Here is a 13,066-nt window from a genome sequence, read left to right on the forward strand (position 1 = left end):
CATGTCCGCTTACAACATCACTGAACACAAGGTCGACATGGTGGTCGTCGGCGCTGGTGGCGCTGGCCTGCGTGCGACCTTCGGCCTGGCCCAGAAGGGCCTGCAGACCGTCTGCATCACCAAGGTCTTCCCGACCCGCTCGCACACCGTTGCAGCGCAGGGTGGCATCTCCGCCGCGCTGGCCAACATGGGCGAGGACGACTGGCGCTACCACTTCTACGACACCATCAAGGGCTCGGATTGGCTGGGTGACCAGGACGCCATCGAGTACATGTGCCGCGAGGCCATCCCGGCCATCATCGAGCTGGAACACTACGGCGTTCCGTTCTCGCGCACCGAAGAAGGCAAGATCTACCAGCGTCCGTTCGGTGGCATGACCACCAAGTACGGTGAAGGCCCGTCCGCGCAGCGTACCTGCGCCGCCGCCGACCGTACCGGCCACGCCATCCTGCACACCCTGTACCAGCAGTCGCTGGCGCACAACGCGCAGTTCATGATCGAGTACTTCGCACTCGACCTGATCTTCGACGACGAAGGCGTCTGCCGTGGCGTGCTCGCCCTGGACATGGCCGAAGGCACCCTGCACCTGTTCCGTTCGCAGGGCGTGGTGCTGGCCACCGGCGGCTATGGCCGTGCCTACTTCAGCGCCACCTCGGCGCACACCTGTACCGGTGACGGCGGTGGCCTGGTGGCCCGTGCCGGCCTGCCGCTGCAGGACATGGAATTCGTGCAGTTCCACCCAACCGGCATCTACGGCGCTGGCTGCCTGATCACCGAAGGCGTGCGAGGCGAGGGTGGCATCCTGCGCAACAGCAGCGGCGAGCGTTTCATGGAACGCTATGCACCGCATTACAAGGACCTGGCATCGCGTGACGTGGTGTCGCGTTCGATGACCATCGAAATCCGCGAAGGCCGCGGCGTCGGCGAGCACAAGGACCACATCCTGCTCGACCTGACCCACCTGGGCCCGGGCGTGATCGACAAGAAGCTGCCGGGCATCGCCGAGAGCGCCCGCATCTTCGCCGGCGTCGACGTGCACAAGCAGCCGATCCCGGTGATCCCGACCGTCCACTACAACATGGGTGGCATCCCGACCAACTACCACGGCGAAGTGGTGCGCAAGGTCGGCGACAACCCGGATGCCGTGGTGCCGGGCCTGTACGCCATCGGCGAAGCGGCCTGCGTGTCGGTGCACGGCGCCAACCGCTTGGGTTCGAACTCGCTGCTCGACCTGGTGGTGTTCGGTCGCGCCGTGGCCAACCGCTGCGCCGAGACGATCAAGCCGGGTGCCTCGCACAAGACCCTGCCGTCCGATGCCTGCGACAAGGCGCTGGGCCTGCTGGACAAGCTGCGCCACGCCAATGGCGATACGCCGACCGCCGTCATCCGTGACCGCATGCAGCGCACGATGCAGGCCGACGCTGCCGTGTTCCGCACCAGCAAGACGCTGGAGGAAGGCTGCAAGAAGATGGCCGAGGTGTTCGACTCGTTCCAGGACGTCAAGGTTTCCGACCGTTCGCTGGTCTGGAATTCGGACCTGATCGAGACCTACGAACTGAACAACCTGTTGCTCAACGCCGTTGCGACCATCAACTCGGCCGAACAGCGCAAGGAAAGCCGCGGCGCCCACGCGCACGAGGACTTCCCGGACCGCGACGACGTCAACTGGCAGAAGCACACGCTGGTCACCGTCGACGACAAGGGCAAGTGCAGCTTCGACTACCGTCCGGTGCACATGTACACGCTCAGCGATGACGTGTCCGTCGTGCCGCCGAAGCCGCGCGTCTACTGATCCGGGGAACCTACGAACATGGCTGAATTTGCACTTCCGAAGAACTCCCGGATCACCAAGGGCAAGCACTTCCCCGCCAAGGGCGGCGCGAAGAACACGCGCACCTTCAAGATCTACCGCTGGAGCCCCGACGACGACCAGAATCCGCGTACCGACACCTACGAGATCGACCTCGATGCGTGCGGCCCGATGGTCCTGGACGCGCTGATCAAGATCAAGAACGAGATCGACCCGACCCTGACCTTCCGTCGCTCCTGCCGCGAAGGTATCTGCGGTTCGTGCGCGATGAACATCGACGGCACCAACACGCTGGCCTGCACCCGCGCCATCGCCGATTGCGGCAAGGCCGAGGTGCCGATCTACCCGCTGCCGCACATGGACGTGGTCAAGGACCTGGTTCCAGACCTGACCCACTTCTACGCGCAGTACGCCTCGATCAAGCCGTGGATCCGCACCCAGACCCCGGCACCGCCGGACCGCGAGCGCCTGCAGTCGCCGGAAGACCGCGAGAAGCTGGATGGCCTGTACGAGTGCATCCTGTGCGCGTGCTGCTCGACCAGCTGCCCGAGCTACTGGTGGAACGGCGAGCGTTACCTGGGCCCGGCGATCCTGCTGCAGGCCTACCGCTGGATCATCGACTCGCGTGACGAGGACACCGGTTCGCGCCTGGATGATCTGGAAGATCCGTTCAAGCTGTACCGCTGCCACACGATCATGAACTGCGCCCGCACCTGCCCGAAGGGCCTGAACCCGGCGCTGGCGATTGCCGAGATCAAGAAGCTGATGATGGCGCGCCGCGCCTGATGCGTTATGCCTTCCCCCTTGGGGAGAAGGTGCCCCGAAGGGGCGGAAGAGGGTAGGGGCGACGCCTGCTGCCATCGATTTCGCAGGAGCTTCGCTCCAACCCTCACCCCAACCCCTCTCCCGGCGGGAGAGGGGCTTTGGTATCCGAGGTATCCGAAGCCATGCAGACCGAAGACGAAATCCTGTTGAAGAAGCTGCGTTGGCGTTGCCGGCGCGGCATGCGCGAGCTGGACCAGTTGTTCGGCCGTTACCTTGACCGTCGCTGGCTGCAGGCGCCTGCCGAAGAACGCGCGGTTTTCCTGCAGTTGCTGGAAACCGAAGACGATAAGTTGTGGCGTTGGTCCATGGGCTACGAGGCCTGTCCGGATGCGCCGCAGGCAGAGCTGCTCTCCTATATCCGCTCCCTTCCGGTGTGAGTGCCGGCCGTCACGCTGGTTGCTGGCCGCGTTGACGCTGCTGGGAGGGCTGGCCGCCTTGGCGGCATTGACGTGTGACCTGCAGGCCCCCGTGGCCTGGCCGTTGGCCGTACTGGGGCTGGCAGGGTCGTGGCGGTTGGTGCGCCGCGAATGGCAGCGGCCGGTGGTGCAACTGCTGATCCCCGCCAGCGCGCAGCCGGCGCGGCTGGACGACCGGCCGCTGGACCGGCTGGAACTGCTCGAACGCGGGCCATTGGTACTGCTGCGCTGGCAATCCGATAGGCGGCGCGGTTGCCTGCTGTTCGGGCCGGACAACCTGCCGCAGGCACGACGACGTGAACTGCGTCTGGCCGTGCGCGCCCATGCCGTTTCCCGCCAAGCAGGGACAATGGCACCATAGCGGCACTTCCCGGGCACACGCGCATGTTCAAACCCTTACCCGTCGCAATCGGATTGCGTTACCTGCGAGCCAAGCGCCGCAACGGCTTCATCTCCTTCATCTCCATGGCCTCGATCCTCGGCATCGCGCTGGGCGTGACCGTGCTGATCACCACGCTGGCGGTCATGAGCGGCTTCCAGAAGGAAATCCGCGATCGCCTGCTGCAGATGTCGGCGCACGCCACCGTCAGCGCCGATGGCGAGCCGATGACGAACTGGCAGCACGCCATCGATGTGGCGATCAAGGACCCGCGCGTGGCCGGTGCCGCACCCTACATCGAGATCCAGGGCATGCTGGCCGGACCGCGCGTGCAGGGGGCCATCGTGCAGGGCGTGGATCCTGCGCAGGAGCCCAAGGTGTCGGTGCTTGCCGACAAGATGCAGAAGGGCTCGCTGGATGATCTGAAACCGGGCGAGTTCAACATCGTGCTGGGCAAGGAACTGGCCTTGTGGCTGGGCGTGGACGTGGGCGACAACGTGGTCGCCACACTGGCCGAGGTGCAGGGCACGCCGATGGGTGCGATGCCGCGGGTCAAGCGCTTCACCGTCAGCGGCATCTTCGAGGCCGGTTCCAACGAGGTCGACCGCGGCCTGGCCTTCGTCAACATGCAGGACATGCAGCGCGTGCTGCGCATGGACGGCGTCACCGGCGTGCGCCTGAAGATGCATGACATGGACCAGGCCTACACCGTGGCCCGCGACCTGGCGATCAACCTCAACGGCTACTACCGGGTCAGCGACTGGACCCAGGAGAACGCCAACCTGTACCACTCGCTGCGCATGGAAAAGACGGTGATGGGCATCCTGCTGTCGCTGATCATCGCCATGGGCGCGTTCAACCTGGTGTCCTCGCAGGTGATGCTGGTCACCGACAAGCAGGCCGACATCGCGATCCTGCGTACGCTGGGCCTGACCCCGGGCGGGGTGATGCAGGTGTTCATGGTGCAGGGCACGCTGATCGGCGTGTTCGGCACGATTGCCGGCGTGCTCGGTGGCATCACCCTGACGCTCAACCTGGAGCGCATCCTCGGCCTGATCGAGTCGGCCTTCAACATCAAGCTGCTGCCGGAAGACGTGTACTACATCACTGGCCTGCCGACCGACATGCAGACCAGTGACATCGTCATCATCACCGCCGTGGCGTTGCTGATGAGCTTCGTCGCCACCCTGTACCCCGCGTGGCGCGCCGCCCGCACCCAACCGGCCGAGGCGCTGCGTTATGAGTAAGAACCCGATGGAATCCGTGATCCGCGCCGAGGGCCTGGGCAAGACCTACGCCGAGGGCAAGATGCACACGCCGGTGTTCGATGGGCTGGACCTGGACGTGAAGCCCGGCGAGACGGTCGCCATCGTCGGTGCGTCCGGTGCCGGCAAGAGCACGCTGCTGCACCTGCTGGGTGGCCTGGATATTCCCACCGCGGGCGAGGTCTACGTGGCCGGGCACCGGATGTCGGCGTTGTCCGACACCGAGCGCGGTCGCCTGCGCAACCGCTCGCTGGGCTTCGTCTACCAGTTCCATCACCTGCTGCCGGAGTTCACCGCGCTGGAAAACGTGATGATGCCGGTGATGCTGGATGAGAAGAGCCCTGTCCCCGGACGCCGCTGGGTGGCCACGAGCATTGCGACGGTCTGTTTCGCCACGCTGGCCTCGGTCAGGACCGGGCACTGGATCTTCCTGTGGCTTGCCTTGGGGTTGTGGCTTGCAGGACTGCTCGGGATGGGGGTCGTCTCGTACTGGAGTGGACGGAAGAGGGTTGTTGCCGCCCGTCAACGGGCGACCGAAATACTGGAGGCCGTGGGGCTGGGACATCGCGTGCACCACAAGCCGGGCGAGCTGTCCGGTGGCGAGCGCCAGCGTGCTGCGGTGGCGCGGGCGCTGGTCAACAATCCTGCCTGCATCCTGGGTGACGAACCCACCGGCAACCTGGATGACAAGACCGCGGGCACCGTGTTCGAGCTGATGCTGGCATTGAACCGCAGGTACCAGACCAGTCTGGTGCTGGTCACCCATGACCGCAGCCTGGCCCGCAAGTTGGATCGGGTGCTGGAGCTGCGCGAGGGCCGCCTGCACCAGCTGGAGCGCAGCGAGGTCTGAGGCCGGGGATGTTTCTCGCCAATTCACCCGGACGGGAGGATGATCCTGCCTGGATGTTGCGTGGTTTTCTTTCCCGGTAAGAGGAGTCGTGCCATGAAGAAGGTGCTTGTCGCATTGATGGCTGCCGCAGCCTTGGCCGGCTGTGCCACGGCAGGGAAGCTGAGCAGCAGCGAGCGGCTGGAGTTGTACCGCGCCCACGCCGGCGCGCCGGTGAACAGCTTCCGGTACTTCGGTTCGTTCAACGGCTGGACCGAACTGGGTGACAGTGCGTTGGCGGTATGGACCAAGCCGAGCGAGGCGTGGCTGCTGAGCCTGAGTGGGCCATGCATGGACCTGTCCTACGCGCCGGCCATCAGCATCACCAACATGATGGGCCAGGTGTCGGCGCGCTTTGACCGCGTGGTGGTGTTGGGCAGCGGGCCGGTCGGTCGTGTGCCATGCCGCATCGAGAGCATCCAGCCGCTGGACGTGAAGGCGCTGCGGGCGTCGGAGAAGGAACTGCGCGAGGCCAAGGTCGCCGAGCGTGCCGCCGACCAGACGGCCGAAGACAAGTAACCAACACGGTAGCGCGGCGCCAGGCGCCGCGGGGTGTTGCTGGCAGCGTCAGGTGCCGGGCATGGCCCGGCACCTCTCGTCCTGCCCGGTGTCAGGCCTCGGGGGCGACGTAGCCGGCAGGCTTCTCGGCACCGCCGGAGAACAGGTACTTCACCAGTTCTTCTTCCAGGAATGCGCGGTGCTTCGGGTCGCGCGGCGACAGCCGGTTTTCGTTGATCAGCATGGTCTGGTGCGCCAGCCAGCTGGCCCACGCCTGCTTGCCGATGTTGGCGAAGATGCGCTGGCCCAGATCGCCGGGGTAGGGCACGAAGTCCAGACCTTCGGTTTCGCGTTGTTCGTACTGGCAGAAGACGGAACGGGGCATGGCGTGGTCCTGTGGTGTCAGTGCGCGCGATGGCGCTCAAGCAGTTTGCGGATGGGAGCGGGCAGGCCGAGGTTGGCCAGCTCCGTGCGGGATACCCAGCGCAGGTCGGCATTGTCGCCAACCCGGGCACGCAGGGCGACCTTGCGGGCGTTCAAGGGCTGCAGGTGCAGCCGGTAATGGCTGAAGGTGTGCACGATCAACGGCAGTTCTTCGGCATTGTCGTATTCACCCTGGATGTGGGTAGCGAACCATTCGCGCATCAGTGCGTCGGTATCGGCCTGCGGCAGCGTCCATAGCGAGGCCCAGATGCCGGTCGGCGGGCGCTTGAGCAGCAGGATCCGCCCCTGGGCATCCTCCAGCAGCAAGGCCGTGGCCTCGCGCTCGGGCAGGGTCTTGCTCGGCTTGGGCGTGGGCAGTGCATCGACCTGTCCTTCGGCATGGGCAACGCAGTTGCCTTGCAGCGGGCACAGGATGCAGGCCGGTTTGGCGCGGGTGCACAGCGTGGCACCGAAATCCATCTGGGCCTGGGTGTAGTCAGCCATGCGGCCGGCGGGCACCTGGGCGACATGCGCTGCGGCCAGCCCCCACAGCTGCTTCTCGATGGCCGGCTGGCCGGGGAAGCCGACGATGCCGTGGTAACGGGTCAGCACGCGCTTCACGTTGCCATCAAGGATCGGGAACGGGTCGTTCCAGGCCTGGCTGAGGATGGCGCCGGCAGTGCTGCTACCGATGCCGGGCAGGGCGAGCAGGGCATCGAAGTCACGTGGCAGGTCACCGTCATGCCGTTCGAGGCATTGCTTCGCCGCGGCATGCAGGTTGCGGGCGCGGGCGTAGTAGCCCAGGCCGGCCCAGTTGGCCATCACCGTGTCGTTGTCGGCCCTGGCCAGATCAGGAAGGGTGGGGAATGTCTGCATGAAGCGGTGGAAGTACGGGATGACCGTGGCCACCTGGGTCTGCTGCAGCATGATCTCCGACAGCCACACCCGGTACGGCGAACGCGGATGCTGCCACGGCAGGTCATGGCGTCCGTGCTGGTCGAACCAGATCAGTAGTTGGCTGGGGAAGCTGGGCATGGGCTCGCAGGCGATGGCGACTTTGAAGCCCTTCTCCCTGCGGGAGAAGGTGCCCGGAAGGGGCGGATGAGGGTAAGGGGGCGCTGGTGCTGCATGGGGGCTTCGCTCCCGTGGGCCCTCACCCCCTCTCCGGCACGCGGGAGAGGGGCTTCAGGTCAGTTGCTGCCCAGCGCCTGCGGCAGCAGGGCGTCGACGAAGGCTTCCGGGTCGAACACGCGCAGGTCTTCCGGGCGCTCGCCGATGCCGGCGAAGCGGATCGGGATGCCGAACTCGCGGGCCAGCGCGAAGACCACGCCGCCCTTGGCGGTGCCGTCCAGCTTGGTCACCACCAGGCCGGTGACGCCGGCGGCGGCATGGAACTGGCGCACCTGTGACAGCGCGTTCTGGCCGGTGGTGCCGTCGATGACCATCAGCACTTCGTGCGGTGCGGTGTCGTCGATCTTGCCGAGCACGCGGCGGATCTTGCTCAGCTCGTTCATCAGGCCGGTCTGGGTGTGCAGGCGGCCGGCGGTGTCGGCGATCAGCACGCTGGTGCCGCGGGCCTTGCCGGCCTGCAATGCGTCGAAGGCGACCGAGGCGGCGTCGGCATTCTGGCCCTGTGCGACCACGGCCACGCCGTTGCGCTCGCCCCAGATCTGCAGCTGGGCCACAGCAGCGGCGCGGAAGGTGTCACCGGCGGCCAGCATCAGGCTGTGGCCCTGGTCCTTGAAGCGCTTGGCCAGCTTGCCGATGGTGGTGGTCTTGCCCACGCCGTTGACGCCAACGGTGAGGATCACGAAGGGTTTGGCGTTCGTGTCGATGACCAGCGGCTGGGACACCGGCTGCAGCAGTGCGATCAGGTCGGCGCGCAGTGCGGCCAGCAGGGCGTTGGCATCGGCGAACTCGCGCGACTTCATGCGCTTGCGCAGGCTCTCCACCAGTGCGGTGGTGGCCGGCACGCCGACGTCGGCGGTGATCAATGCGGTCTCGATCTCGTCCAGCAGGTCGTCGTCGAGCTTGGGGTTGCGCGAGAACAGGCCGCCGAAGCTGCGGGCGAACACGCTGTTGCGCAGGCGGTCGCGCCAGCCGACCTTGCCGGCCGGGGCCGCGGGCGCGGCGTTGGCGGGGATCAGGGCGTCGTCGCTGTCGGCTGCGCTGGGAGCGGCCGCTTCGACAACGGCCGGAGCGGAGGCGGGCGCGGCGACTGCCTCGGAAGCGGAGGCGCTGGGGACAGCTGCCGGCTCGGCAACGCTGCTCGGCACCGGTGCGGGTGCCGCTTCGAGGACCGGTTCCGGGATGGCCGCGGCCGGTGTTTCGACGATAGCGGGTTCAGCCGGTTGTTCGACGAACGCTTCGCTGAGGTCCACCTCTGCCGACGCTTCGGCCGGCGCCTTGGGGAATGCGGCGGCCAGGTCTTCCGCGCTCAGCGTGGACGGCTTTGCAGGCGGTTGGACGTCGTCGGTCTTCTTGCGGCGGAAAAAGCTGAACATGGAGGAAAAAGGCCTGAAATCAGACGCATATGCTACCACCGGCGGTTGTGCTACCGGTGCGGGTTGTGAGGCTTACCCCTCCCCGGCCCTCCCCTTCGCTGCGCGAAAGGGAGGGGGCGTGAAGCCCCTCTCCCGTTTTGCGGGAGAGGGGTTGGGGTGAGGGCTGGGTCAATCAGGCCGACAGCTCCAACAGCAGCTTGTTGAGGCGGCGGACGTAGCCGGCCGGGTCCTTCAGGCTGTCGCCGGCGGCCAGCGCGGCCTGGTCGAACAGCACGTGGGCCAGGTCGTTGAAGCGGTCCGTCTCGGCCTCGGCATCCAGCTTCTCGATAAGCGGATGGGCCGGGTTGAACTCGAACACCGGTTTGCTGTCCGGCACCTTCTGGCCGCTGGCTTCCAGGATCTGGCGCATCTGCAGGCCCAGGTCCTGCTCGCCGATGGCCAGGATGGCCGGGGAGTCGGTCAGGCGGTGCGAGACGCGCACTTCCGCCACGTCCTCGCCCAATGCTGATTTCAGGCGCGTGACGAGGGCTTCCTTGGTCTTGGCGACTTCTTCCTGCGCCTTCTTGTCTTCCTCGGTTTCGAGTTTCCCCAGGTCCAGGTCGCCGCGTGCGATGTCCACGAACGACTTGCCATCGAACTCGTGCAGATAGCTCATCAGCCACTCGTCGATGCGGTCGGTCATCAGCAGCACTTCGATGCCCTTCTTGCGGAACACCTCCAGATGCGGGCTGTCCTTGACCTGCTGGAAGCTCTCGCCGGTCAGGTAGTAGATCTTGTCCTGGTCTTCGATCATGCGGCCGATGTAGTCGGCCAGCGCCACGCTCTGCTCGCCGCTGGCGTCATGCGTGGAGGCAAAGCGCAGCAGGCCGGCGACCTTCTCGCGGTTGTTGAAGTCTTCGGCCGGGCCTTCCTTCAGCACCTGGCCGAAGTTCTTCCAGAAACCGGCGTAGGCTTCGGGCTGGTCCTTGGCCAGCTTTTCCAGCATGTCCAGCGAACGCTTGGTCAGCGCGGACTTCATCGAGTCGATCACCGGGCCGGACTGCAGGATCTCGCGCGAGACGTTCAGCGGCAGGTCGTTGGAATCGACCACGCCCTTGATGAAGCGCAGGTACAGCGGCAGGAACTGCTCGGCCTGGTCCATGATGAAGACGCGCTGCACGTAGAGCTTCAAGCCCTTCGGTGCATCGCGGTGGTACAGGTCGAACGGCGCACGACCCGGGGTGTACAGCAGCGAGGTGTACTCGAGCTTGCCCTCGACCTTGTTGTGGCTCCACGCCAGCGGGTCGGCCGGGTCATGCGCGATGTGCTTGTAGAACTCCTTGTACTCCTCGTCGGAGATCTCGGACTTGGAACGGGTCCACAGCGCATTGGCGCGGTTGACGGTTTCCCACTCCGGGGTGGCCGGCGTGTCGCCTTCCTCGCCGTGGTGTTCCTTCTGCAGCTCGATCGGCAGGCCGATGTGGTCGGAGTACTTCTTGATCAGGCTGCGCAGCTGCCAGCCGTCGGTGAAGCCTTCCTCGCCTTCCTTCAGGTGCAGCACGATGCGGGTGCCGCGCTCGGGCTTGTCGATGGTCTCCACCTCGAACTCGCCTTCGCCGCGCGAGGACCAGTGCACGCCCTCGCTGGCCGGCAGGCCGGCGCGACGGCTGTACACGTCGACCTGGTCGGCGACGATGAAGGCCGAGTAGAAGCCCACGCCGAACTGGCCGATCAGGTTGGAGTCCTTCTTCTGGTCGCCGGACAGGTTCTTCAGGAACTCGGCGGTGCCGGACTTGGCGATGGTGCCCAGGTGGGCGATGGCTTCATCGCGGCTCAGGCCGATGCCGTTGTCGTCGATGGTCAGGGTGCGGGCGGCCGGGTCGGCCTCGATGCGGATGCGCAGCTCGCCGTTGCCTTCCAGCAGCTCCGGCCGGGTCAGCGCCTCGAAGCGCAGCTTGTCGCTGGCATCGGCGGCGTTGGACACCAGCTCGCGCAGGAAGATCTCCTTGTTCGAGTACAGCGAGTGGATCATCAGGTGCAGCAGCTGCTTCACCTCGGTCTGGAACCCGCGGGTTTCCTTGTGGCTCTGTGCGTTCATCGGTCGGGGATGCTCCGTGGCTGAGGTGCCGCGCCCGGCGCGGCGGCTGACACAGGGGTAGGGGTGAATGGGCGATTTTCAAGGTCGGCACCCGGGACGGGGGGCTGGTCTATCATCTGCGGCCTGATTCAGCTGTCCTGTGGGTGCCTGCCGATGCCTTCCCTTCGCCGACCGTTGCCATTGGCCCTGCCGGGAGGGGCCGCATGAGCCGTGGGCGCGCTGGCGGTGCGCCGCCGACGGGTACCGGGCAGGTGCGCATCATCGGTGGCCGCTGGCGCAATACCCGCCTGCAGGTGCCGCAGGTCCAGGGGCTGCGTCCCACCAGCGACCGGGTCCGCGAGACCCTGTTCAATTGGTTGATGCCCAAGTTGCCCGGTGCGCGGGTCCTGGACCTGTTTGCCGGCAGCGGTGCGCTGGGGCTGGAAGCGGTGTCGCGCGGCGCGGCCTCGGCGCAGCTGGTCGAACGCGACCCGGGCCTGGTGGCGGCATTGCGGGGCATGGTGTCCCGGCTGGATGCGGCCGCGCAGGTGGAGGTGGTCAGCGGCGACGCCCTGCGCTGGCTGGAAAGTGCATCGCCGGCGCGGGCCGACATCGTGTTCCTGGACCCCCCGTTCGCGGCAGGTCTGTGGGAACAGGTGATCGCGCGCCTGCCACGGCACCTGGCCGACGATGCCTGGTTGTACGTGGAGGCCCCGGCCGGATCGATGCCGGCACTGCCGGCAGGCTGGAGCCTGCACCGCGAAGGGGGGACCCGCGATGTGGCCTATGCCCTGTATCGGCAAGCCACTGTTACACTTCGCGGCGACATGAACGCGACTGAACCCGCATGACCACGCCCAACCGCCGCATTGCCATTTACCCGGGTACGTTCGACCCGATCACCAACGGTCACATCGACCTGGTGAACCGCGCGGCGCCGCTGTTCGAGAAGATCGTGGTCGGCGTGGCGCAGAGCCCGTCCAAGGGCCCCACGCTGCCGCTGGAGCTGCGTGTGTCGCTGGCGGTGGAAGCCCTGCAGCACCACGACAACGTGGAAGTCGTGGGCTTTGACACCCTGCTGGCCCATTTCGTGCGCGCCTGCCATGGCGGCGTGCTGCTGCGTGGCCTGCGCGCGGTGTCCGATTTTGAATACGAGTTCCAGATGGCGAGCATGAACCGCCACCTGATCCCCGAGGTCGAGACCTTGTTCCTGACCCCGTCGGAGCAGCACAGCTTCATCTCCTCCTCGCTGGTGCGCGAAATCGCCCGGCTGGGGGGCGATGTGTCCGGCTTCGTGCCGGCCACCGTGCTGGAAGCGTTGCGTAAGGCCCGCGAAGCCCGCGCGGGCAAGTGAAACATCCGAACAGCCGTACAGAACCTCAAAAGGGAGAAGAAACATGAAGAACACGATGCGCGTGATGCTGGCCGCTTCGATGGTGCTGGCCTTCACCGCCTGCAAGAAGGAAGAGGCCGCTCCGGTGGCGGAAGCCCAGCAGGCGCTGGTTGCCCCGGCCAAGGACGACGATGCGGGCTGGAAGAAGTACCTGCAGGCCGTGGCCGTGCAGAACATGGGCAACATCACCGCCAGCCCGTTCCTGTACTACCTCCCGCCGGAATCGGACCCGGAATTCGCCGCCAAGTACGACCGCCAGGTCGAGAGCGCCACCACCGCCATCGGCCGTGGCATCCAGCCGGGCAACATGCTGGCCTTCGGTTCCTCGGCCTCGGCCAAGATGGCCGACATGATCGAAGCCGCCTTCAAGGGCGTGCAGGCTGATTCGATGAAGAACGTGCGCGTGGTGTTCATCGGCGATGCCGCCGACAACGCCCGCGTGCAGACCATCGTCAAGCCGACCGGCGCCGACTACATCTTCGTCGAAGCCAAGTAATGCGATGGGGCAGGGCCGCGATGCGGCCCTGCCTTGCTTCAAGGCGCCGGTGGCAGGCGTTGGAAGCGACGCAGGCAACACCGGCGATGATGTGATTGCAGGCGTTCCTTCGTGG

Annotated in this window: 14 protein-coding genes; 10 read left to right on the plus strand and 4 right to left on the minus strand. The window is 66.3% G+C overall.

Going from position 1 to position 13,066, the window contains the following annotated elements:
• Position 1 precedes the first annotated feature (1 nt).
• The 7 genes from sdhA (at position 2) to ATCM_RS04550 (ending at position 6,100) form a co-directional block, all read left to right on the plus strand.
• The gene (gene sdhA, locus ATCM_RS04520) at positions 2–1,792 is read left to right on the plus strand and encodes a succinate dehydrogenase flavoprotein subunit (RefSeq protein ID WP_132863058.1); all 1,791 of its coding nucleotides are present in this window, start codon (positions 2–4) and stop codon (positions 1,790–1,792) included.
• An 18-nt stretch (positions 1,793–1,810) separates the two neighbouring features.
• Complete coding sequence (locus tag ATCM_RS04525) at positions 1,811–2,596, plus strand: succinate dehydrogenase iron-sulfur subunit (RefSeq protein ID WP_132863059.1); 786 nt, start codon at positions 1,811–1,813, stop codon at positions 2,594–2,596.
• 161 nt (positions 2,597–2,757) lie between these two features.
• On the plus strand, positions 2,758–3,012 hold the full coding sequence (locus ATCM_RS04530; RefSeq protein WP_132863060.1) for a succinate dehydrogenase assembly factor 2: 255 nt from the start codon (positions 2,758–2,760) through the stop codon (positions 3,010–3,012).
• Positions 3,013–3,043: 31 nt separating this feature from the next.
• Positions 3,044–3,412: a hypothetical protein gene (locus ATCM_RS04535; RefSeq protein WP_243693954.1), complete on the plus strand. Its 369-nt coding sequence runs from the start codon at positions 3,044–3,046 to the stop codon at positions 3,410–3,412.
• 23 nt (positions 3,413–3,435) lie between these two features.
• Positions 3,436–4,677: a lipoprotein-releasing ABC transporter permease subunit gene (locus tag ATCM_RS04540; protein ID WP_132863062.1), complete on the plus strand. Its 1,242-nt coding sequence runs from the start codon at positions 3,436–3,438 to the stop codon at positions 4,675–4,677.
• The gene (locus ATCM_RS04545; RefSeq protein WP_165931120.1) at positions 4,670–5,545 is read left to right on the plus strand and encodes an ATP-binding cassette domain-containing protein; all 876 of its coding nucleotides are present in this window, start codon (positions 4,670–4,672) and stop codon (positions 5,543–5,545) included. Before ATCM_RS04540 ends, ATCM_RS04545 begins: the two co-directional genes overlap by 8 nt.
• A gap of 93 nt (positions 5,546–5,638) precedes the next feature.
• Positions 5,639–6,100: a DUF6491 family protein gene (locus ATCM_RS04550; RefSeq protein WP_132863063.1), complete on the plus strand. Its 462-nt coding sequence runs from the start codon at positions 5,639–5,641 to the stop codon at positions 6,098–6,100.
• Positions 6,101–6,191: 91 nt separating this feature from the next.
• On the opposite strand, the gene ATCM_RS04555 is transcribed toward ATCM_RS04550, so the two are convergent.
• The 4 genes from ATCM_RS04555 to htpG all read right to left on the minus strand — a co-directional run bounded on the left by ATCM_RS04555 (position 6,192) and on the right by htpG (position 11,083).
• Entirely contained in the window at positions 6,192–6,464 is a 273-nt protein-coding gene (locus ATCM_RS04555) for an oxidative damage protection protein (protein WP_132863064.1), read from the minus strand.
• Between the two features lie 17 nt (positions 6,465–6,481).
• On the minus strand, positions 6,482–7,537 hold the full coding sequence (gene mutY / locus ATCM_RS04560) for an A/G-specific adenine glycosylase (protein WP_132863065.1): 1,056 nt from the start codon (positions 7,535–7,537) through the stop codon (positions 6,482–6,484).
• A gap of 155 nt (positions 7,538–7,692) precedes the next feature.
• A complete protein-coding gene (ftsY, locus tag ATCM_RS04565; RefSeq protein ID WP_132863066.1) occupies positions 7,693–9,006 on the minus strand; it encodes a signal recognition particle-docking protein FtsY in 1,314 nt (437 codons plus the stop codon).
• Positions 9,007–9,178: 172 nt separating this feature from the next.
• Positions 9,179–11,083, minus strand: coding sequence for a molecular chaperone HtpG (gene htpG / locus ATCM_RS04570; protein ID WP_132863067.1), 1,905 nt, complete (start codon positions 11,081–11,083; stop codon positions 9,179–9,181).
• A gap of 203 nt (positions 11,084–11,286) precedes the next feature.
• Here htpG and rsmD point away from each other — a divergent pair, with 203 nt between their 5' ends.
• The 3 genes from rsmD to ATCM_RS04585 are packed head-to-tail and all read left to right on the plus strand — an operon-like array spanning position 11,287 to position 12,951.
• On the plus strand, positions 11,287–11,913 hold the full coding sequence (gene rsmD, locus ATCM_RS04575; protein ID WP_132863068.1) for a 16S rRNA (guanine(966)-N(2))-methyltransferase RsmD: 627 nt from the start codon (positions 11,287–11,289) through the stop codon (positions 11,911–11,913).
• On the plus strand, positions 11,910–12,416 hold the full coding sequence (gene coaD, locus ATCM_RS04580) for a pantetheine-phosphate adenylyltransferase (protein WP_132863069.1): 507 nt from the start codon (positions 11,910–11,912) through the stop codon (positions 12,414–12,416). Before rsmD ends, coaD begins: the two co-directional genes overlap by 4 nt.
• Positions 12,417–12,459: 43 nt before the next feature.
• Complete coding sequence (locus ATCM_RS04585) at positions 12,460–12,951, plus strand: hypothetical protein (RefSeq protein WP_132863070.1); 492 nt, start codon at positions 12,460–12,462, stop codon at positions 12,949–12,951.
• The last annotated feature ends 115 nt before the right edge of the window (positions 12,952–13,066 follow it).

Origin of the sequence: Stenotrophomonas sp. ATCM1_4 (genome assembly GCF_004348115.1) — a bacterium.
In the GTDB taxonomy this organism is placed as follows: domain Bacteria; phylum Pseudomonadota; class Gammaproteobacteria; order Xanthomonadales; family Xanthomonadaceae; genus Stenotrophomonas; species Stenotrophomonas capsici.

Excerpts from the sequence above, each read along its gene's own strand:
- sdhA (WP_132863058.1), top strand. The coding sequence starts at position 2 with ATGTCCGCTTACAACATCACTGAACACAAGGTCGACATGGTGGTCGTC.
- ATCM_RS04525 (WP_132863059.1), top strand. The coding sequence starts at position 1,811 with ATGGCTGAATTTGCACTTCCGAAGAACTCCCGGATCACCAAGGGCAAG.
- ATCM_RS04530 (WP_132863060.1), top strand. The coding sequence starts at position 2,758 with ATGCAGACCGAAGACGAAATCCTGTTGAAGAAGCTGCGTTGGCGTTGC.
- ATCM_RS04540 (WP_132863062.1), top strand. The coding sequence starts at position 3,436 with ATGTTCAAACCCTTACCCGTCGCAATCGGATTGCGTTACCTGCGAGCC.
- ATCM_RS04545 (WP_165931120.1), top strand. The coding sequence starts at position 4,670 with ATGAGTAAGAACCCGATGGAATCCGTGATCCGCGCCGAGGGCCTGGGC.
- ATCM_RS04550 (WP_132863063.1), top strand. The coding sequence starts at position 5,639 with ATGAAGAAGGTGCTTGTCGCATTGATGGCTGCCGCAGCCTTGGCCGGC.
- ATCM_RS04555 (WP_132863064.1), bottom strand. The coding sequence starts at position 6,464 with ATGCCCCGTTCCGTCTTCTGCCAGTACGAACAACGCGAAACCGAAGGT.
- mutY (WP_132863065.1), bottom strand. The coding sequence starts at position 7,537 with ATGCCCAGCTTCCCCAGCCAACTACTGATCTGGTTCGACCAGCACGGA.
- ftsY (WP_132863066.1), bottom strand. The coding sequence starts at position 9,006 with ATGTTCAGCTTTTTCCGCCGCAAGAAGACCGACGACGTCCAACCGCCT.
- htpG (WP_132863067.1), bottom strand. The coding sequence starts at position 11,083 with ATGAACGCACAGAGCCACAAGGAAACCCGCGGGTTCCAGACCGAGGTG.
- rsmD (WP_132863068.1), top strand. The coding sequence starts at position 11,287 with ATGAGCCGTGGGCGCGCTGGCGGTGCGCCGCCGACGGGTACCGGGCAG.
- coaD (WP_132863069.1), top strand. The coding sequence starts at position 11,910 with ATGACCACGCCCAACCGCCGCATTGCCATTTACCCGGGTACGTTCGAC.
- ATCM_RS04585 (WP_132863070.1), top strand. The coding sequence starts at position 12,460 with ATGAAGAACACGATGCGCGTGATGCTGGCCGCTTCGATGGTGCTGGCC.